General features: G+C 67.3%; 13 protein-coding genes. 7 read left to right on the top strand and 6 right to left on the bottom strand.

Going from position 1 to position 19,188, the window contains the following annotated elements:
- Nucleotides 1-10 precede the first annotated feature (10 nt).
- Nucleotides 11-1,474, bottom strand: coding sequence for a DcaP family trimeric outer membrane transporter (locus tag AB4Y64_RS05945; RefSeq protein ID WP_441815515.1), 1,464 nt, complete (start codon nucleotides 1,472-1,474; stop codon nucleotides 11-13).
- 217 nt (nucleotides 1,475-1,691) lie between these two features.
- Here AB4Y64_RS05945 and acs point away from each other — a divergent pair, with 217 nt between their 5' ends.
- The 5 genes from acs (at nucleotide 1,692) to AB4Y64_RS05920 (ending at nucleotide 7,180) form a co-directional block, all read left to right on the top strand.
- Entirely contained in the window at nucleotides 1,692-3,644 is a 1,953-nt protein-coding gene (acs, locus tag AB4Y64_RS05940) for an acetate--CoA ligase (protein WP_441815514.1), read from the top strand.
- A gap of 8 nt (nucleotides 3,645-3,652) precedes the next feature.
- Nucleotides 3,653-4,321 (top strand): response regulator, encoded by a 669-nt coding sequence (locus AB4Y64_RS05935; protein WP_441815513.1) that lies wholly within the window; start codon nucleotides 3,653-3,655, stop codon nucleotides 4,319-4,321.
- 40 nt (nucleotides 4,322-4,361) lie between these two features.
- The gene (locus AB4Y64_RS05930; protein ID WP_441815512.1) at nucleotides 4,362-5,192 is read left to right on the top strand and encodes a helix-turn-helix domain-containing protein; all 831 of its coding nucleotides are present in this window, start codon (nucleotides 4,362-4,364) and stop codon (nucleotides 5,190-5,192) included.
- Between the two features lie 32 nt (nucleotides 5,193-5,224).
- Nucleotides 5,225-5,686, top strand: a complete 462-nt coding sequence (locus tag AB4Y64_RS05925; protein ID WP_441815511.1) for a VOC family protein — start codon at nucleotides 5,225-5,227, stop codon at nucleotides 5,684-5,686.
- A gap of 162 nt (nucleotides 5,687-5,848) precedes the next feature.
- Nucleotides 5,849-7,180, top strand: coding sequence for a PQQ-dependent sugar dehydrogenase (locus AB4Y64_RS05920; protein ID WP_441815510.1), 1,332 nt, complete (start codon nucleotides 5,849-5,851; stop codon nucleotides 7,178-7,180).
- Nucleotides 7,181-7,187: 7 nt separating this feature from the next.
- Here the strand turns inward: AB4Y64_RS05920 and AB4Y64_RS05915 are convergent, their stop codons facing one another.
- Both AB4Y64_RS05915 and cls read right to left on the bottom strand, forming a co-directional pair.
- On the bottom strand, nucleotides 7,188-10,664 hold the full coding sequence (locus AB4Y64_RS05915; protein ID WP_441815509.1) for a PAS domain-containing hybrid sensor histidine kinase/response regulator: 3,477 nt from the start codon (nucleotides 10,662-10,664) through the stop codon (nucleotides 7,188-7,190).
- A gap of 88 nt (nucleotides 10,665-10,752) precedes the next feature.
- Entirely contained in the window at nucleotides 10,753-12,183 is a 1,431-nt protein-coding gene (gene cls, locus AB4Y64_RS05910; protein WP_441815508.1) for a cardiolipin synthase, read from the bottom strand.
- Between the two features lie 76 nt (nucleotides 12,184-12,259).
- Between cls and AB4Y64_RS05905 the strand changes: the two genes are divergently transcribed.
- Together AB4Y64_RS05905 and AB4Y64_RS05900 are read left to right on the top strand one after the other, a co-directional pair.
- Complete coding sequence (locus AB4Y64_RS05905; RefSeq protein ID WP_441815507.1) at nucleotides 12,260-13,273, top strand: helix-turn-helix transcriptional regulator; 1,014 nt, start codon at nucleotides 12,260-12,262, stop codon at nucleotides 13,271-13,273.
- Nucleotides 13,274-13,306: 33 nt separating this feature from the next.
- Nucleotides 13,307-16,294, top strand: coding sequence for a TonB-dependent receptor domain-containing protein (locus AB4Y64_RS05900; RefSeq protein WP_441815506.1), 2,988 nt, complete (start codon nucleotides 13,307-13,309; stop codon nucleotides 16,292-16,294).
- A 215-nt stretch (nucleotides 16,295-16,509) separates the two neighbouring features.
- On the opposite strand, the gene rpmG is transcribed toward AB4Y64_RS05900, so the two are convergent.
- The 3 genes from rpmG to AB4Y64_RS05885 form a co-directional block, all read right to left on the bottom strand.
- A complete protein-coding gene (gene rpmG, locus AB4Y64_RS05895; RefSeq protein ID WP_200607758.1) occupies nucleotides 16,510-16,674 on the bottom strand; it encodes a 50S ribosomal protein L33 in 165 nt (54 codons plus the stop codon).
- A gap of 13 nt (nucleotides 16,675-16,687) precedes the next feature.
- Complete coding sequence (gene rpmB / locus AB4Y64_RS05890) at nucleotides 16,688-16,924, bottom strand: 50S ribosomal protein L28 (RefSeq protein WP_158731856.1); 237 nt, start codon at nucleotides 16,922-16,924, stop codon at nucleotides 16,688-16,690.
- Between the two features lie 454 nt (nucleotides 16,925-17,378).
- On the bottom strand, nucleotides 17,379-19,145 hold the full coding sequence (locus AB4Y64_RS05885; protein WP_441815505.1) for a DUF885 domain-containing protein: 1,767 nt from the start codon (nucleotides 19,143-19,145) through the stop codon (nucleotides 17,379-17,381).
- Nucleotides 19,146-19,188 lie beyond the last annotated feature (43 nt).

Below are 19,188 nucleotides of genomic sequence, written 5' to 3'. Positions count from 1 at the left end.
TCGTCGCCCCTTAGAAGTTGTACTTCACGTGCGTCTGCAGGCGATTGAGGTCGCCGCGGTCGCCGTTTTCGAGTTCACGCTGGCCCCAGATCAGCTCGGCGCCGAGGTCGAGTTTGGGCAGCGGCGTATAGATCACGTTGACGTGGCCGGACTGCGCCCCCTTGGTGATGAGAAGTCCGGTCAGCGCGGTGTCCTGGTCGTAGTCGGCGCGCGAGTAGAAGATGTTCGTGCGCAGCTTCGGGCTGAACACGTGACGCCAGCCGACGAAGCCGGCAACCATGTCGATGTTGTCCAGGTCGCCGGTGGAGTCGAGCACGGCGTCGTTGTTGAGCGCCAGGCCGAGGTAGCGGCTGATGCCGCTGCCGCCGGTGACCATGTAACGGATGTCGTCGTTCTTGCCGAGATTGAACTTGCCCGACACGCTCAGGCCGTAGCCCATGCTGTCGGAGTCCTGGTTGAGCGGTCCGTTCTGGTAAGCCAGCTGGCGCACCAGGCCGGCGGCGCTGAAGTGGCCCCAGTCGCCCTTGAAGGTGTAGCGGGCGGTGAAGTCCGGCGCTGCGCCATCGTCACCCTGGACCTGCGCCATGTTGCCGTTGAACGGCGTGTACACCGTCTCCGGGTTCTCCATCGAGAACGACCACGGGCCACTGGTGTAGCGCAACTGCGCCTGGCGAACGAACACCGTGCCTTCCGTCGGGCCAAGGAAGTCGACCGTGTCGGGCAGCGCGGCGATGTCCTGGAAGTTGGTCCAGGTCTGGCCGGCCAGCCAGTTGTTCCACTGCACGTAGGCCTGGCGCAGGGTCAGGGCATAGGTGTTGGTGGCGATCTCGTTGCCGGTAAACGCGGTGCTGCCGCCACCGAACAGATCGAACTCCAGGTAGGCCTTGAGCTTGTCGCCGCTGTCCAGGTCGGTGTCGGCGCCGAACCAGAAGCGCGAGAAGTTCACGCCCATGTCGGTGTCCGACCCGCCCTCGTCGGTGCGGCCGTTGCCGACAGGGATGGTCTTGGGCACGTAGAACAGGCGCCCGACCGTGCCGTCGGGGATGTCGCCGTCGTTGGTCTTGGTCAGCGAGGCATCGAGCTTGATGAAGCCGCCGTAGCTGAAGCGCGTGCCCGGGTTGGCCGTGGCCATGATCGGCGCGGTCTGGATGGTCGGTTTGGCCGGCGCCGGCGGATTCCCGGCGACAGCACCCGCGGTAACGGGCGCAGCGGCGGCCGCTGCGACAGGCGCGGCCGGTGCCGTGGCCTGCGCCGTCTTCACTTCACTGATCTGGCTCTGCTGCTGTTGCTGCTGCGAGACCAGCTGCTTGACCATGGCTTCGAGCTGGGCGACGCGCGCCTCGAGCTCCTTCTCCTTCGCCGTTTGTGCGAATGCCATCCCCGGCAACGCCAGCGCGACCAGCAGGGCGGCGGCGAGCGGGCGGCGGCGCGGGGTCGCGGCCTTGCTCGTCGGCGACGCAATGATTGCGGACATGATTCCCTCCCAACGGAACGCCGCACCCAATGCGCGGCTGCGGCCAGCCTGCTGGCCCATCGCGCTGCACAACCATTCCCCATTGGTCGTAGGAGAGGGCCTCTGGAGCCCGTTTACGACTATCGTCTACACCCGGCGGGATGAGGCTTTAACAGTGAATGCGGCACACTGGAACGCTCGCCAGACACCCCGACAGAACCTTGTCCCGGAGCACGCCATGAACCACCCCGCCACCGTCCATCCCGTCGATCCCGGATTCGCCGCCAAGTCGCGGGTCACGCGCGAGGCGTACGAGCGCATGTATGCCGAATCGGTGGCGCAGCCGGACGCGTTCTGGGGCAAGGTCGGGCAGCGCCTGGACTGGTTCCGGGCACCGACCAAGGTCAAGGACGTCAGCTACCAGCTCGACGACTTCCATATCCGCTGGTACGAGGACGGCGAGCTCAATGCCAGCGTCAACTGCCTCGATCGCCACCTGGCGGAAAAGGGCGACAAGACCGCGCTGATCTTCGAACACGACGATCCGTCCAGGCCGGCCGAGCACATCACCTACCGCGACCTGCATGCGCGCGTGTGCAAGCTCGCCAACGCCCTGCGTTCGCTCGGCGTGCGCAAGGGCGACCGCATCACCATCTACCTGCCGATGATCCCGGAGGCGATCGTCTCGATGCTCGCCTGCGCCCGCGTCGGCGCGATCCACTCGGTGGTGTTCGGCGGCTTCGCCCCGAACTCGATCGCCGACCGCGTCGCCGACTGCACCAGCAAGCTGATCATCACCGCCGACGAAGGCCTGCGCGGTGGCAAGAAGGTGCCGCTGAAGGCCAACGTCGACGCGGCGCTGAAGATGCCGGGCACCAACACGGTGGAGACGGTGCTGGTGGTTCGCCACACCGGTTCGGCCGTCGACATGCAAATGCCGCGCGACCGCTGGTACGACGCCATCGTCGAAGGTCAGCCGGAGGACTGCGCGCCCGAGCGCATGAATGCCGAGGACCCGCTGTTCATCCTCTACACCTCCGGTTCGACCGGAAAGCCCAAGGGCGTGCTGCACACCACCGCCGGTTACCTGGTCTACGCCAGCTACACCCACGAGATGGTGTTCGACCTGCGCGACGACGACATCTACTGGTGCACCGCCGACGTCGGCTGGGTCACCGGCCACAGCTACATCGTCTACGGTCCGCTGGCCAACGGTTCGACTGCCGTGGTGTTCGAAGGCGTGCCGAACTACCCGAGCGTGTCGCGTTTCTGGGAAGTGATCGACAAGCACAAGGTCACCATCTTCTACACCGCACCCACCGCGATCCGCGCGCTGATGCGCGACGGCGAAGAGCCGGTACAGAAGACCTCGCGCGCCTCGCTGCGCCTGCTCGGCACGGTCGGCGAACCGATCAACCCCGAGGCCTGGCGCTGGTACTACGAAGTGGTCGGCGACTCGCGTTGCCCAATCGTCGACACGTGGTGGCAGACCGAGACCGGCGGCATCCTGATCACCCCGCTGGCCGGCGCGATCGACCTCAAGCCCGGTTCGGCGACCAAGCCCTTCTTCGGCGTGCAGCCGGCGCTGGTCGATGCCAACGGCAAGCTGCTCGACGGCGAGGCGGAGGGCAACCTGGTCCTGCTCGATTCCTGGCCCGGCCAGATGCGCACCGTTTACGGCGACCACCAGCGCTTCATCGACACCTATTTCCGCACCTACCCGGGCATGTATTTCACCGGCGACGGTTGCCGCCGCGATGCCGATGGCTATTACTGGATCACCGGCCGCGTCGACGACGTGATCAACGTCAGCGGCCACCGCATCGGCACGGCCGAAGTCGAAAGCGCACTGGTCTCGCACCCGAAGGTGGCCGAAGCGGCGGTGGTCGGCTTCCCGCACGACATCAAGGGCCAGGGCATCTATGCCTACGTCACGCTGATTGCCGGCGAGCCCGCCACCGAGGCCCTGCACAAGGAGCTGATCGCGCACGTGCGCAAGGAGATCGGCCCGATCGCCACGCCCGATCACCTGCAATGGGCGCCGGGCCTGCCGAAGACGCGCTCGGGCAAGATCATGCGCCGGATCCTGCGCAAGATCGCCGAGAACGCGCCCGACCAGCTCGGCGACACCAGCACGCTGGCCGATCCCAGCGTGGTCGAGAGCCTGGTCAACGAACGTCGCGTACCCTGACCCACGCCATGCCCACCCTGCTGATCGCTGACGACCACCCGCTGTTCCGCGAAGCCCTGCGCGGCGCGGTCGCACGGGTGCTGCCGGAAGCGGAGCTGCGCGAGGCCGACAGTGTCGAGGCGCTGTACACCCTGGTCGAGGCCGAGCCCGACGCCGACCTGCTCCTGCTCGACCTGAACATGCCGGGCGCGCAGGGCTTCAGCGCGCTGGTGCACCTGCGCGCGCTGCACCCGCAGTTGCCCATCGTGGTCGTGTCGGCGCGCGAAGAACCCAGCGTGATGCGGCGTGCGCTGGACCATGGCGCGGTGGGTTTCATCCCCAAGTCGACCGACGCTGCCACGCTCGGCGAAGCGATCACGCGCGTGCTCGATGGCGACCGCTGGGCGCCGGCCGTGGCGTTGTCCGCCCCTGCCGCGCACGCCGACGAGCACGACGCCGCGCAGCGCCTGCGCGAACTGACCCCACAGCAGTTCCGCGTGCTGCAGATGCTCGGCGCCGGCCTGCTCAACAAGCAGGTCGGCTACGAACTGGGCGTGTCCGAGGCCACGGTCAAGGCCCACGTCACCGCGATCCTGCGCAAGCTCGGCGCCAGCAACCGCACCCAGGCCGTGCTGATCGCCGGCCGTCTCGCGCTCGACCCCAGCGCGATCGTGCCGCCGCCGGAAGAAGTCGAGTAGTCGGGTCCGGTCATTCCCGCGCGGGTGTACTCTCCGCCCCATGAGCCTGCGCCGTCCGCTGCCAGCACTGCGACCGTTCGTCGAAGCGGTCTGGGCCAGTGCCGCGCCCGCGCAATCTGCCGCACCGCGCGAACACGTGCTGCCGTGCAACCGCATGCATATTGCGATCCGCCTCGATGGGCCGCTGCGGCTGTATCGCGATGCCGGCGACCTGCGCGGCGACGCCGTCGCCAACGCAGTCGTGGCCGGCGCCCGCGCCGGCTTCTACGCCAAGGACACCACGCAGTCGTCGCGTTCGGTCGGCGTGATCCTTCGCCCGGGTGCGGCCCAGGCATTGTTCGGCTGCAATGCCGACGAGCTTGCCGCCAGCCACACCCCGCTCGAAGCGCTCTGGGGCGCTTCCGCTCCGCGCCTGCAGCAGCAGTTGCTGGAAAGCGACGACGAATCACAGCAGATGCTGCTGTTGCAGCAGGCGCTGCTCGCGCGCCTGCGCCCGGTGCGCGCGATGCATCCGGCGATCGCGCAGACGATGCAGGGGCTGGAACAGGGCAGTGCGGTCGCATCGCTGGCACAGGCCAGCGGTTGCAGTCATCGGATCCTGCTGACGCGCTTTCGCGCCGCCACCGGCCTTGCACCCAAGGCGTATGCGCGCGTGCTGCGCTTCCGTCACGCGCTCAAGCTGCTCGCGCACGGCTGGCGTCTGGCCGACATTGCCTTCGACGCCGGCTACAGCGACCAGGCCCACTTCAGCCGCGAGTTTCGCCAGTTGTCCGGCATGACGCCTCAGTCATACCGGCGAGCGCCCGTGCGCGGCGAGTCCCATGTTGCGATGGTCAATTTCCTTCAAGACGCGGGTGCCACGCGGATCTAAGGTCCACGCACACCCACTGCCGCGAGACCGCCATGTCCACCCGCGAACTGTTTGCCTATCTGTGTGTCCGCGATGCCCAGTCGGCGATCGACTTCTACCGTGACGTCTTCGGCGCCAGCGAAACCCTGCGCCTGGTCGACGCCGGCGGCCGCATCGGCCACGCCGAAGTGTCGATTGCCGGCACCACGTTGATGCTGTGCGAGGAATATCCCGAGTACGGCATCCTCGCCCCGGATCCGGATGCATCCAGCAGCGTGACCCTGCATGTGCACGTCGACAACGCCGACGCGGTGATCGCCCAGGCGGTGGCCACCGGTGCAACGCTGGTGATGCCGGCGCGCGACCAGTTCTACGGCGAGCGTTCCGGCGTCGTGCGCGACCCGTTCGGCCATCGCTGGAACATCGGCCACAGCATCGAGGACGTCACGCCGCAGGAGATGCAGCGACGTTTCATGGAGTTGACCGCCGGCTCGACCACGGGCCCCTGCGATTGAAAACCTCCACGCCCTCTCGACGGTTCTGAACCGCACCTGCCTCACCCCGCCTGCGATCACGCCGGTTCTACGACCACCGGCGTACTGCTGGCGCCGTACCATCCATCCGCACATCCATCCGCACATCCATCCGCACATCCATCCGCAAGCAACGGAGCCTGCATGTACGCATCACTGCGTTGTGCGATCTGCCTGTCGATCATGACCGCGCTGGCGGGCTGCGCCGGCCAGGCCTCGCTCGCCAACGGCGAGGACACCGGTCCGGACCCGGTAATCGCCGAACCTGCGCCGTCGGCAATCCCGACGGTCAACATCGCGCCCGCCGAGGGCTGGCCGGCCAAGCTCACCCCAACGGCCGCGAGTGGACTGTCGGTAAAGGCCTTTGCCACCGGCCTGGATCACCCGCGCTGGCTGTACGTGCTGCCCAATGGCGATGTCCTCGTCGCCGAATCGAACGGCCCCGGCAAGCCGGGCATCGGCGGCATCAAGGGCAAGATCATGGGTTCGGTGATGAAGCGTGCCGGTGCCGGCACACCGAGCCCCAACCGCATCACCCTGTTGCGTGACCGCGACGGCGACGGAGTGGCCGAGACCCGCAGCGTGTTCGCCAGCGGCCTGAGTTCGCCGTTCGGCATGGCCCTGGTCGGAGACACGTTCTACATCGCCAACGCCGACTCGCTCGTGCGCGCCCGCTACCACGACGGCGACCTGCGCCTGGCCGCCGCGCCGACCAGGGTCGCCGACCTGCCGGGCAAGCAGGGCGACAAGTTCAACCATCACTGGACCAAGAGCCTGCTGCCCAGCGCGGACGGAAGCCGCTTCTACATCGGCGTCGGATCCAACAGCAACATCGCCGAGAACGGCATCGACGTGGAGGCAAACCGCGCCGCCGTGCTGGAGCTCGATCCCGCCCGCGGCAGCCAGCGCATCTACGCCAGCGGCCTGCGCAATCCGGTCGGGCTGGCCTGGGAGCCGCACAGCCAGCAGCTGTGGGCGGTAGTCAACGAGCGCGACGAACTCGGCAACGACCTGGTGCCCGACTATCTGACCCGCGTCGATCGCGGCGCGTTCTATGGCTGGCCCTACAGCTACTACGGCCAGCACGTCGACACCCGGGTCAAACCGCAGCGTCCCGACCTCGTGGCAAGCGCACGGCGGCCGGACTACGCACTGGGCTCGCACGTCGCGCCGCTGGGCCTGGCCTTCGCCAGCGGTGACGGACTGGGTGGCGACTACGCCGAAGGCGCGTTCGTCGGTCTGCACGGCTCGTGGAACCGCAAGCCGCTCAACGGCTACAAGGTGGTGTTCGTGCCGTTCCGCGCAGGGTCGCCAGTGGGGCAGATGCGCGACGTGCTTACCGGCTTCCTCGACAACGCCGGCAATGCGCACGGTCGCCCCGTTGGCGTAGTGCTCGACCGCAAAGGTGCGCTGCTGGTCGCCGACGATGTCGGCAACGTCGTATGGCGCGTGACTGCGGCCGCTCCGGGACAGTGATGTCCGGTCACGCCTGCACCACTTGCCGCTGGGCGGCCAGGAACGCGCGCAGCGACGCCGGCTTCACCGGCTTGGTCAGTACGCGACAACCGCGCTCGCGCGCCGCCAGCTTGAGCGCGTCGCTGCCGTCGCCGGTCAGCAACGCCGCAGGCAGGTTGCGCCCGCATTGCGCGCGCAACTCGTCGATCACGCCCAGGCCATCGAGGCGATCGTGCAGGTGGTAGTCGACCAGGGCCACGTCCGGGCACTCGCCCAGCAACGCCAGCGCCTCGTCGGCGTTGGCCGCGGTCAGCGCCACCACGCCCCAGCGCTGCAGCAGGCTGCGCATGCCGTCGAGGATCTCGCGGTCGTTGTCAACGCACAGGACGCGCAAGCCCGCCAGCGAATCGCCGCCGACCATCAGGTGCGGTTCCGGCAGTGGCGCGGCATAGATCGCGCGGCCAAACGGCACCGTGATCGAGAACACGCTGCCGACCCTGATCCTGGAACGCACCCGCAGCGGATGTTCGAGCGTGCGCGCGATGCGCTGGCAGATCGACAGGCCCAGGCCGAGTCCGCGTTCGCCACCGACACCCGGGGTATCGAAGCGGCGGAACTCGTCGAAGATCTGCCCAAGGTGATGCTCGGAGATGCCCGGGCCGGTGTCCCAGACCTGCAACTCGACCGCGCCTTCGCGCACGCGCGCGGCGATCAGCACGCCGCCCTCGCGGGTGTAGCGCAGGGCGTTGGCAAGAAAGTTCTGCAACGCCCGGCGCAGCAGGCGGCGGTCGCTGCGCACCGGCCGGGGCCGGTCGGGCGCGCGCACGCGCAACTGCAGGCCACGCCCGGAGGCCACTGGCGCGTACTGCGCCACCAGCTCCCGCAGCAGCTCGTTGACGTCGAAGTCGACGATCTCGATGCGCAGCGCGCCGGCATCCAGGCGCGAAATATCCAGCAAGCCATCGAGCAGGTCTTCGGCGGCGCGCAGTGACGCATCGACGCGCTCGGCCAGGCGCGCCTGCTCGACCGGGTCTGGCGTCTCGCGCAGCGCACTGGCAAACAGCCGCGCCGCGTTCAGCGGCTGCAGCACGTCATGGCTGATCGCCGCGAGGAAGCGCGTCTTTGACTGCTGCGCCGACTCGGCTTCACGCGTGCGCAGCTCGACGCGCTGCTCGAGCGTCTCGTTGACCTCGCGCAGGCCCTGCTCGGCGCGCTTGTAATCGGTGACGTCGCTATAGGTGGTGACGTAGCCGCCCGGCAGCGGGCGCCCGCGCATCTCGATGACCTGGCCATTGCTGCGGACACGTTCGAACACGTGCGGCGCACCGGCACGCAGGTGCGACAGTCGCCGTTGCACCTGCGCCTCGACCATGGCTTCCGAATTCGCGCCCGGGCCCATCTCGCCGCGCTCGGCGTTCCAGCGGATCAGGTCGCTGACGGGGCGGCCGACATAGAGCATGCCGTCGGGGTAGTCGAACAGTTCCTGGTAGCGACGGTTCCACGCCACCAGGCGCATCTGGTCATCGACCACGCTGACGCCCTGGCTGATGTTCTCCAGCGTCGTCGACAGGATCTGGCGGTTGAAGCGCAGTTCCTGGTTGGCTTCGTCGAGCAGCGCGACCACCTCGCCCAGCTCCATGCCCGAGCCGCGCAACGCGGTGGTCAGGGTCAGTCGCGCCGAGGCCGCGCCAATGGCCGAAGCCAGCAGGCGCTCGGTGAACTGCGCCAGCGCGCGGTCGGCGGGCTGCTCCGGCAGCCACGGATGGCCCTGCTGTTGCGCGTACTCCTCGAAGGCGCGACGGGCATGGCGCTCACCGACGATGCGCTCTGCCAGCGCCAGCAGCTCGCTGCCGCGGACGCTGCCGGCCCAGCCGCCGGGGCCGAGCGCGGGCCGCTGCACGTAGGGGTCGAGGTAAGGCGAAGCGAGCAGCTGCTCCTGCAAGCGCGGCCGCTGCCGCACCGACACGAACAGGAACACGCCGACATTGAACAACAGCGACCAGAACGTGCCGTGGGTCAGCCGATCCCAACCATGCAGGCCGAACAGCTGCTCCGGCTGCAGCCAGTCCACGCCCAGCGGGCCGTGGTCCAGCCAGTCCGAGCCCAGCCAGCCACCCCGGGCCAGCGCCGGCAGCAACAGCGTGTACAGCCACAGCACGGTGCCGGCGAACAGGCCGGCAAATGCGCCGGAACGGCTGGCGCCACGCCAGTACAGGCCGCCGATCAACGCCGGCGCGAACTGCGCGACCGCGGCGAAGGCGAGCAGGCCGTGCTGGGCGAGCGTGTCCTCGCCGGAGCGGCTGTAGTAGGCCGAGCCGCGGTGGTAGGCATAGGCCATCATCGCCAGCGCGACGATGGTGATGCGGCGTACCCACAGTACCTGGCGGTCGATGCCCTGGCCTTCGTGCAATGCACCGCTGCGCAACAGCAGCGGCATGATCAGGTCGTTGCTGACCATGGTCGCCAGCGCGACGCTGGCGACGATGACCATGCCGGTGGCGGCGGAGAAACCGCCGACGTAGACGATCAGCGCCAGCGATTCCTGCTTCAACGCCAGCGGCAATGCCAGCACATAGGTATCCGGCGACGCGCCGGTGCCGGCGAGCAGGGCCTGGCCGGTCAGCGTGATCGGCACCACCAGCAGCGAGATCAGCACCAGGTAACCACCGAACATCCAGCGCGCCGAACGAAGATCGGACGGGTCCTGGCACTCGACCACGGCGACATGGAACTGGCGCGGCAGGCAGACGATCGCGGCGAAGGCGAGCAGGGTCTGTGCGACAAACCCCGCTGGCACGCCCGGTGCGGTGACGATGCTGGCCGCCTGTACCATCCGCGCCGGCAGCGAACCGACGCCAGGCAGGTGGAACAGCGCGAACAGGCCGATGGCGAGGAAGGCCAGCAGCTTCACCAGCGACTCCAGCGCAACCGCCAGCACCATGCCGCGATGGTGCTCGGTGGCATCGATCTGGCGCGTGCCGAACAGGATCGCGAACACCGCCAGCAACAGCGCGACGTAGAACGCCGGATCCTGCAGCAGCCCGGCATCGCTGGGCACGTCGGCCAGCACCTCCACGCTCATCGCCACTGCCTTGAACTGCAGCGCGACGTAGGGCACCGCTGCGGTCAGCGCCACCGCCGCGACCAGTGCCGCCAGGCCGGGTGCACGGCCGTAGCGCGAGGACAGGAAGTCGGCGATGGAGACGATGCGGTTCTGGCCCGAGATCAGCACCAGCCGTTCGAGGATGCGCCAGCCGAAGGCGAGCATCAGCAGCGGGCCAAGATAGATCGGCAGGAAGCCCAAGCCGGTGCGCGCGGCCGTGCCGACCGCGCCGTAGAACGTCCACGACGAGCAGTAGACCGCCAGCGCCAGCGAGTACACGGCGGGGCGCATCCACCGCGATTTGGGCGTGTCGATGTCGCGCTGGTCGCCGTAGTAGGCCACCACGAACAGCACGCCGACGTAGCCCGCCGATACCAGCAGCAGAATCCAGCCAGGGATCATCGGCGCCCGCCCTTTCCAGCCATGGCCGCAGTGTAGACCGCGGCGGCGGCAGTGGCTCTACGACCAAAGCCCGGCGGGGCCAGCCGGGTCAGATCAGCGAATCGGCCAGCCGTGCGATCCCCTCGACGCTGCGTCGCCAGCGCGGGCGGGCGCGCCAGCTGTCCAGCGCCAGCACTTCGGCATCGGCCAGGTAGTCGCGCTCGATACCTTGCAGCCGCGCGACCACACCGCGGTCGTAGCAGAGCAGGCCGGCCTCCGCGTTGAGGGCGAACGAGCGGATGTCGAGGTTGATCGAGCCGATCAGGGCGATGTCGTCATCGACGCTCAGGTGCTTGGCGTGGAGGAAGTGTGGTCGGTACAGGGCAATGCGGACCCCGGCCTCCAGCAGTTCCTCGTAGTAGGAGCGCTGTGCCCAGCGGGTGAGGTTCTGGTTGTTGCTCTGCGACAGCACAAGCTGCACCTCCACCCCCGACAGCGCGGCCAGCTGCAGCGCGCCGAGGGTGACATCGTCGGGGACGAAATAGGGCGTGGTCAGCACCACCCGCCGGCGCGCGTGCTGGATCAGCGCGACCACGACGTTGCGCGCATTCTGGAACGGATACGCCGGGCCACCGGGCAGCAATTGCGCCGGCACGGCGCCGGTGCCGATGTAGTCGCCGTCCGCAGCCAGCCGCTCGCCGGTCTCGATCAGCCAGTCGCTGGCGAACAGTCCGGCCAGCTGACGCACCGCCGGACCCTGCACGCGCGCGACCAGCTCGCGATTGGGCCGGCCGGGCACGAACTGCGGCGCCGCCAGGTTCTGCGAGCCGATGTAGCCGGTCTGGCGATCGATGACCGCCAGCTTGCGGTGGTTGCGCAGATCCATGCGCGACAGACTGCGCCAGGCCAGTCCGCCGGCCAGCATCGCGTGCACTTCCACGCCGGCATCGCGCAGCGGCCGGGCAAACGCGCGCAGTCCCGGCTTGGCGCCGACCGCATCGAGCAGCACGCGGCAGCGCACGCCGCGCGCGGCGGCACGTTGCAGCGCGGCGGCAACTTCGGCGCCGACGCCGTCGTCGAACATCAGGTAGTAGAGAAGGTGCACTTCACTGCGCGCGCCTTCGATATCCGACAGCAGCGCAGCAAGCGACTGCGCGTAGTCATCGAGCAGCTCGACGCCATTGCCGCGCGTGGGCATGAAGTCGCCCAATCGCTCGGCCAGGCCCGGGATGTCGGCGCTGGCCTCGCCCACGCCACCGGGCGGCAGCCAGCGAACTTCACGCAGCAAGCCCTGACGTTCGCGGATCACCTGCGACGCCAGCGCCTGGCGCTCGCGCCGTTGCCGGGCCAGCCACGGATGGCCCAGCACCAGGTACAACGGAAGGCCCAACAGCGGCACAAAGCCGACCAGCAGCAACCAGCTGCGCGCCGCCGCCGGCGGGCTGTGCACCGGTATCCAGGCGAGCGCCGCCAGCCGGATCAACCAATCCAGGAAGAACAGCCAGTAGCCGGCATGCAGGTCGATGGGCATGGCAGGCATTGGAGCATGGCCGCGCGTGATGGCAGCATGCGCGCCCACTTTGAGAAGGTTCTTATGTACTCGTTGGCCGCGCGGCGTGAGCCTGAATGCCCTCACACGTCAGTCATCTCCTATGGAACGAGCAAAGTGGGCGGACCGGGGTCAACTATTGCAAGTTGGCCCGGCCGAAGAACAAATGGCCAGATGTTTTGGCGCATCGCGCCTTGGCAGCGTCGAACTATCCAGTCACGACCTGTCGTTCTGGGTGCAGATGCGCGGCGGCTCCTGGGTGGAAGCCAAGGAAGGACGCTTCTACCTGCGCACGGGCGACTGGATCGCATTCGCGAAGGACTCGATGCCACTCATCCAGCCCGACCAGGACGGCATCTGCATCGGCCTCACCATCGCCGAGGACGCGCTGCGTGCAATGGGGCGCTTCTCCGACTTCGGCCTCTACGTCGGGCGTGGTCGACTCAGGCCGGAGCAGGCACGGGAAGTCGCGCGCATGTGGTACCGGGCTTCGCGCAACATGGACAAGGACGGCCGGACCACGCGCATCCAGGCGCCGCTGCGCTCGATGCTGCTGTTCCTGGAGGAGATGCAGTCCGAATACAGGACGCGCCTTGGGCTGTGTCCGGGTGCATCGCTGGGCCGCAAGCGCCAGGTGTTCGAGCGGATGCAGCGCGCCAGCCTCTACCTGGAAGGGCATTGCCACCGCATCGTGCGCATCAGCGAACTGGCCGAACGCACGCGTTTCTCGACGTGGTACTTCTCCAAGCTGTTCCACAAGCTTTACGGCGAGAGTCCGCTGGCAGCGTCGGCGAGGATGCGACTGGATCACGCGGCCAACCTGCTCGCATCGACCGTGATGACGATCGGCGAAGTCGGCGCCTCCAGCGGCTTCGACAACAGTTGCAGCTTCGCCCGCAGCTTCCGCGCGCGATTTGGCATGACCGCATCGGAGTACCGGGCCGCACGGCGAGACGCTGAGCTGATCCTGCAAAGGCGGCGAATTGGAGCCGCAAAAGATGCGGGCGCAAGCAGAGATTCGCTCAGGTACGCACGGAAAAACGTAATCAGGAACTCCGGAATAAGGTTGGCAGGCGCTTAACGCGCAACTAACAGTTCTCCGGAGAGTTACCACATGGATCACCGCAACACGCGCACTGCGGTGCGCGTCGGCACGCTGCCGGCATGCATCGCGATCGCCCTGGCGCCGGCACTCGCCGGCGCACAGGAAAAGGCCGAAAAGGGCGCCACGACGCTGGATCGACTCGAGGTCACCGGCTCACGCATCAAGCGCGCCGACATCGAGACGTCGCAGCCCATCTTCTCGCTGAGCCGCGAGGACATCAGTGCCCAGGGCCTGACCTCGATCGGCGACGTCATCCAGAACCTGACCGCAGGCGGCTCGTCGCTCAACAGCACCTTCAACAACGGCGGCAACGGCGAGACCCAGGTCGACCTGCGCAACCTGGGTTCGCAACGCACGCTGGTGCTGGTCAACGGCAAGCGCTGGGTCGGTGGCACCGGCCTGGGCGGCGCGGTCGACCTCAACACCATTCCCACCGCTGCGGTGGAGCGCATCGAGATCCTGAAGGACGGCGCCTCCACCATCTACGGCTCCGACGCCATTGCCGGCGTGGTCAACGTCATCCTGCGCCAGAACTTCGAAGGCGCTGAAGCCAACGCCTACCTCGGCCAGTTCGACAAGGGCGACGGCGCCAAGCAGTCCTATGACTTCACCATCGGCACGGCCGGCGAGCGCTACTCGGCGATGGTCGGCTTCGGTTACGTCAAGGAAGACCCGGTCCTCGCGGGCGACCGCTACATCTCGAAGGAGCCGACCTACACCACCGGCAACTTCTACGGCAGCGGCACCAGCCCGAACGGACGCTTCGCGTTGTGCCCGGGCGGGTACGACCCGGCAGCGGGCTCGTGCAAGGGCCCGCAGACCAGCTTCACCGGCCGTCCTGGCACCTTCACCTACGACGGCCGCGGCTCCGCCCCGCGTCCGTATGTCCCCGGCGTCGATGCCTACAACTTCGCGCCCGAGAACTACCTGCTGACCCCGCAGGAACGCCGCTCGGTGTTCGGCAACGCCTCGGTCGACGTCACCGACGACGTCCGCTTCAAGACCACCTTCACCTACAACCAGCGCGAATCGGAGCAGCTGCTTGCCGCTTCGCCGGTGACGCTGGGCACGACCCCCAACATTCCCGACCTGGCAGAGCACGTCTACATCAGCAAGGACAGTGTCTACAACCCGTTCGGCGCCGACGTCTCGCGCATCAACCGTCGCGTCAACGAAACCGGTGGGCGCGTGTTCAAGCAGGACGTGCGCACCTTCGCCATCGATGCGGCGTTCGACGGCGTACTGCGTGCGGGCGAGAAGACCTTCGATTGGCAGGTCGGCACCTTCTATGGCGAAAACAAGGCCAACAACACCACCGAAGGCCTGTTCAACCTGATCGCGCTGGGGCAGGCACTCGGCCCGTCGTTCCGCGATGCAAGCGGCGTCGCGCAGTGTGGCACCGCGGCACAGCCGATCCACGGTTGCGTGCCGCTGGACCTGCTGGGCGGCGTCGGTGGCATCACGCCGGAGATGATCGCGTTCTCGGGCTTCACCGCACATGACGAATTCAAGTACACGCAGAAGAACTACTACGCCAACATCGGCGGCGACCTGTTCGAGCTGCAGGGCGGTGCGCTGGGCTTCTCGTTCGGTGTGGAGCATCGCGAGGAATCCGGTTACGACTCGCCCGACGCGCTGATCAACTCGGGCAACACCACCGGCAACGCGCGCCGGGCAACGTCCGGCAGCTACGACCTCGACGAGGCCTACCTGGAGCTGGCCGTTCCGGTGCTGGCCGACGTGCCGTTCGCAAAGCTGCTGGATTTCTCGGTGGCCACCCGCTATTCGAACTACAGCAACTTCGGCGACACCCTCAACAGCAAGTTCGGCTTCCGCTGGAAGCCCGTCGATGACCTGCTGGTCCGCGGCAACTGGTCGCAGGGCTTCCGCGCACCGTCGATCAACGAGCTCTTCGCGGGCCAGGGCGATTCCTTCCCGAGCCTTACCGACCCGTGCAACACCACCAGCTTCCCCGTGCAGAGCTCAGTCGCCAGGCGTACCTGCGTCGCCCAGGGCGTGCCGCAGGGCGGCTACGTCCAGGACGGCGACCAGATCCGCACCACCGTCGGCGGCAATACGAAACTCAAGCCGGAAACATCGCAGTCGACAACCTTCGGATTCGTCTATAGCCCCGGCTACGCCGAAGGCCTGGATATCGCGTTGGACTGGTGGCAGATCAAGATCGAGGACGCCATCACCACGATCGGCGCCGAGGACATCATCCAGCAGTGCATCAACTCCGGAGGCGTGGGCCCAACGTGCGGCCTGTATTCGCGCCAGCGCGGGGGCACCGTCGGGCGACTGGTCGACACCACGACCAACATTGGCGGCACCCGCGCGGAAGGCTACGACCTGACGCTGGGCTACCGCCTGCCGGAGACCTCGTTCGGCAAGTTCAGCCTGACCTGGGACACCACCTACCTGGCCGAACGCGTCGACGATCTCGACGGCGACGGCCGTTATGGCGAAGACGAGCAGCTGCAACCGGCAATCGGCCAGCCGTTGAACCATGATGAAGGCGGCAACCTGGTTGGCGAGTACACCGATCGCGATAACCAGTGGCGCATCCGCTCCAACCTGGGTACCCGCTGGCAGAAGGGCGACTTCGGCGCGACCTGGAACGTCCGTTACTACTCGGCGCAGGACGAGGTCTGCAATCCGCGCTACGAGGCCGATGGCTTCGGCTATCTGTGCACCGAGTCCAGCCGCTATGTCGGCATTCCCACCGATGCCAATAGCAACGGTGTCTGGGACGGGGCCGCCGGTGGCGACAGGATTGATTCCCGCAAGGAATCGCGACACCACATCGGCGCCACCACGTACCACGATGCCAGCATCTTCTGGAACTCGCCGTGGAATTCGACAGTCACGCTCGGCATGAACAACCTGTTCGACAAGAACCCGCCGATTGCCCTGGAAGCATTCGCGAACTCGTTCGACCCGCAGTACGAAGTGCCTGGGCGCTTCTTCTACATGCGCTACGCGCAGAGGTTCTGATCAGACCCCGGTGCATGGATGCACGGATGATGGACGCAACGCTACGGCCCCGGGAGGGGCCGTAGTTGTTTGCGCGGGCGACTCCGTGTGTGGCCCACAAAAGAAAAACCCGCCTTTCGGCGGGTTCTCTCTGAAACTTGAAGGCGCTGTGGATCCCCGCTTTCGCGGGGATGACCCTCTGACAAAGCCACGCGCTCAGCGCGTGGGTCAGAAGGTCACTTGATCTTGCCTTCCTTGTAGTTCACGTGCTTGCGAACGACGGGGTCGTACTTCTTGACCTCCATCTTGTTCGGGGTGTTCTTCTTGTTCTTGTCGGTCGTATAGAAATGACCGGTGCCGGCAGAAGAGATGAGACGGATCTTGTCGCGCTTGGAAGCCATGGTTCGATCCTCCTCAGATCTTTTCGCCGCGGGCGCGCAGGTCGGCGAGAATGGCGTCGATGCCATTCTTGTCGATGGTGCGCAGGGCGGCACTGGAAACACGCAGCTTCACCCAACGGTTCTCGGAAGCGACCCAGAAGCGGCGCTCATGGAGATTCGGGAGAAAGCGGCGGCGGGTCTTGTTCATGGCATGCGAGACGTTGTTGCCAGTCGTCGTTCGCTTACCGGTTACTTGGCATACACGGGCCATACGCACCTCGAAAGGTAATGGTGCTTCCCTTGGCCAGGGAGGCGGCGGCCCCTCCGCTGTCACACCGGGGTGTGGGCGGCGCGCGATACGGGTAAGGAATTCTCGCCGCACGAGGCGGGCCGGAATCGCGCTTCCGGGGTCCGCCCGGTCAAGCCCCTAAAGGCCAGCCGGACGCAGCGAGCCGCGCATTATGCCCGTGAAAAGCGGGGCGGGCAAGTAGTTATCCACAAGCTGGAGGGTCCGCGCGTCATCCCGGCGGATGCCGGACCCAGGCCCTCGGAAGCTCCGGCCCGCGCCTCACCGTCATCCCGGCGAACGCCGGGACCCACCTTGCCGTTGCCCTGCCGCGCAACGGCACGAGCAACGTCCCTGGATCCCCGCCTACGCGGGGATGACGGATCTTTTGGGGATCCCCGCCTACGCGGGGATGACCGCAGGTCGGCAGCAGGTCAGATCAGCCCGCTTTTGCCGTCTTCTCCGCCGATTTGGCGATGAACGCGCGGACCTGCTCTTCCAGCACCGGCAGCGGCACCGAGCCCTGGCTGAGCAGGGCGTCGTGGAAGGCTTTGATGTCGAAGCGGTTGCCCAGCGCCTTCTCGGCCTCGGCGCGCAGGCGCAGGATCGTGATCTCGCCGAGCTTGTAGCTCAGCGCCTGGCCCGGCCAGGAGATGTAGCGGTCGACCTCGGTGGTGACTTCGTGCTCGCTCAGGGCGGTGCGGTCGCGCAGATAGGCCAGGGCCTGGTCGCGGGTCCAGCCCTTCGCGTGCACGCCGGTGTCGATGACCAGGCGGCAGGCGCGCCACATCTCGTAGGTCAGGCGCCCGAAGTCCTCGTAGGGGGTCTCGTAGATGCCCATTTCCTTGCCGAGCTTCTCGCTGTAAAGGCCCCAGCCCTCGCCATAGGCGGAAATGTAGGTCTCGCGGCGGAAGGCCGGCAGGTCGCCCTGCTCCTTGGCCAGCGAGCCCTGCAGGGCGTGGCCCGGCGACGATTCGTGCAGGGTCAGCGCCGGCAGGTTGTAGAGAGGGCGCGAGGGCAGATCGTAGGTGTTGAGCCAATAGGTGCCGGCGCCACCGCGGCCGCTGGTCCAGAACGGGGCAATGTCGGGCGGCACCGGCACGATGGTGAAGCGGCCGCGCGGGAGGGTGCCGATGAACTTGCCGACCTCGCCGTCGACGCGCTTGGAAATCCAGGCGGCGCGATCGAGCAGGGCCTGCGGCGTGGTGGCGTAGAACTGCTTGTCGGTGCGCAGGAAGTGCAGGAACGCCGCGAACGTGTTCTCTTGAGGCGGGCCCTTGAACCCGACCTGCTTGATGATCGCCTCCATCTCCGCCTGGATACGGGCGACTTCCGCCAGCCCGATCTGGTGGATCTGGTCCGGATCCAGGTCCAGGGTCGTGTACTCGCGGATCTGCTGGCGGTAATAGGCCTCGCCATCGGGCATCTGCGACGCGCCCAGCGTGGTGCGCGCCCTGGGCACGTATTCCTCGCGGAAGAAGGTCAGCAGCTTGGCGTAGGCCGGGACCATGCGGTCGCGGATCGCCGCCGCGCCGTCGGCGCGCAGGCGCGCCTGCTCGTCGGTCGGAATCGATGCCGGCATGCGCTTGAAGGGTTCATAGAAGTTCGACTGCTGCGGGTCCTTCACGTCGGCCACGGCCGCAATCGAGACATCGCGCCCGTCCAGCACCGCACGCGGCACGCTGAAGCCACGGGCCAGGCCGGCGCGCATGTTGTCGATCTGCTGGTCGAAGTAGCGAGGAACGTCGCTCAGGCGGTCGATGTAGGCGCGGTAGTCCTGCGCAGTGCGCATCGGGCGCCGGGTCATGAAGCCCAGGTTCGACCAGAACGAAGAGTCCGAGTTGAACGGCATCTCGTAACCATGCAGGCGCACGTCGGCGGCGAGGTTCTCGACCTGGGCCTTGTAGACGGCAAAGTTGATGCGGTTCTGCGGGCTCAGCCTGGCCGTGTCGATGGCATCCAGGCGCTTGAGCACGTCGTCCCACACCTTCAGGCGGGCGGCCTGGCTGGCGGCGTCGACCGAAGGCAGCTTGTGCTGGTCGGAAGAGCCGTCGCTGTCCTCGTCGGCGGCGCCGGTCTGTTCCTGGCGCCACTTCCATTCCTGGCTGTAGATGGCTTCAAAGCGGGTGTCGGCGGGGCCGGCATGCGCGGCCAGGGAGGCGAGGGCGAGGTGGCCGGACAGCAGGGCCGCGAGCAGTGGTTTCACAGGATGGACCGGTAATGGCACGAAGCGCCGATCTTCGCATTCC

This window comes from Lysobacter sp. TAF61 (genome assembly GCF_052113485.1).
Taxonomy (GTDB): domain Bacteria; phylum Pseudomonadota; class Gammaproteobacteria; order Xanthomonadales; family Xanthomonadaceae; genus Lysobacter_J.
The sequence above is the reverse complement of the archived record's forward strand: the minus strand, read 5'-3'. Positions and strand labels throughout refer to the sequence as shown.

Bases quoted from the DNA above. Each gene is read 5' to 3' on its own strand.
- cls (WP_441815508.1), bottom strand. From the start codon at position 12,183: ATGCCTGCCATGCCCATCGACCTGCATGCCGGCTACTGGCTGTTCTTC.
- acs (WP_441815514.1), top strand. From the start codon at position 1,692: ATGAACCACCCCGCCACCGTCCATCCCGTCGATCCCGGATTCGCCGCC.
- AB4Y64_RS05920 (WP_441815510.1), top strand. From the start codon at position 5,849: ATGTACGCATCACTGCGTTGTGCGATCTGCCTGTCGATCATGACCGCG.
- AB4Y64_RS05945 (WP_441815515.1), bottom strand. From the start codon at position 1,474: ATGTCCGCAATCATTGCGTCGCCGACGAGCAAGGCCGCGACCCCGCGC.
- AB4Y64_RS05915 (WP_441815509.1), bottom strand. From the start codon at position 10,664: ATGATCCCTGGCTGGATTCTGCTGCTGGTATCGGCGGGCTACGTCGGC.
- AB4Y64_RS05925 (WP_441815511.1), top strand. From the start codon at position 5,225: ATGTCCACCCGCGAACTGTTTGCCTATCTGTGTGTCCGCGATGCCCAG.
- AB4Y64_RS05930 (WP_441815512.1), top strand. From the start codon at position 4,362: ATGAGCCTGCGCCGTCCGCTGCCAGCACTGCGACCGTTCGTCGAAGCG.
- rpmG (WP_200607758.1), bottom strand. From the start codon at position 16,674: ATGGCTTCCAAGCGCGACAAGATCCGTCTCATCTCTTCTGCCGGCACC.
- rpmB (WP_158731856.1), bottom strand. From the start codon at position 16,924: ATGGCCCGTGTATGCCAAGTAACCGGTAAGCGAACGACGACTGGCAAC.
- AB4Y64_RS05935 (WP_441815513.1), top strand. From the start codon at position 3,653: ATGCCCACCCTGCTGATCGCTGACGACCACCCGCTGTTCCGCGAAGCC.
- AB4Y64_RS05900 (WP_441815506.1), top strand. From the start codon at position 13,307: ATGGATCACCGCAACACGCGCACTGCGGTGCGCGTCGGCACGCTGCCG.